We start from the raw sequence: 698 nt of genomic DNA, 5'->3' as shown, positions 1-698 counted from the left end.
CAGCATTTACAAGAGGGTGCTGATGGCAAGGTGCATGTGTCCTTTAATGGCATCTTTACTCCACCAGAGGAAGCCGCTGTTTATGCGGTTCAACATGCGGAGAATAAAAATGAACCGCTTTATTTTGTTGTGTTCCCTCAAGCCGATTCTGCTATCTCAGAACTTCTAGTCGCGAGCTATCAGAAGTTTATGGAAAATAACTTTTGGGGTTTGACCAATTCAACACAAGAAGCAAAAGATTTGATGTATAGCTATGGTCTTACAGGGTTAGAACTTTATGGACATAGTCGCGGGACAATGACATTGGGGAATATGCTGAATTCTTTCAAACAAGAAGGTGTTCACGGTATAGCCAACGAAAACACGACTATCAATCTCTATGGACCAGCCTTTAATGTTTTAGTTGCAGCCGGTCTGTTAGATTATGTGAGTGATGGCAAACAAACCACTATTGGCTTTGATGGGAATAGATATGACTTTGTCAGCAGAATTATTGGCGGCAATGGCTATACCTACGGGACACTCCCTGCTGGCAGTAACGTTTGGACAGAATGGTTGAGAGTGGCTACAAATCCCATAAGTTCCCATACCTGTCTTGGAGATGCGGGGCGTATGTGCAACATGCTTTACGGCTCATCTCATCGTGAACAATTTCCTTTAAGTAAATCATGGAGTAAAAAATGAAACACATCGTAAAA

The 698-nt window shown here is 42.3% G+C and carries 1 protein-coding gene; it reads left to right on the top strand.

What is annotated here, in order from left to right:
* Positions 1 to 684, top strand: a 684-nt coding sequence (locus tag ACFINF_RS09450; protein ID WP_375620622.1) for a filamentous hemagglutinin, incomplete at its 5' end; no start/stop codon positions are given.
* Positions 685 to 698 lie beyond the last annotated feature (14 nt).

The sequence above is a fragment of the Bartonella sp. TS25HLJMH genome (assembly GCF_042193505.1).
In the GTDB taxonomy this organism is placed as follows: domain Bacteria; phylum Pseudomonadota; class Alphaproteobacteria; order Rhizobiales; family Rhizobiaceae; genus Bartonella; species Bartonella grahamii.
The sequence above is the reverse complement of the archived record's forward strand: the minus strand, read 5'-3'. Positions and strand labels throughout refer to the sequence as shown.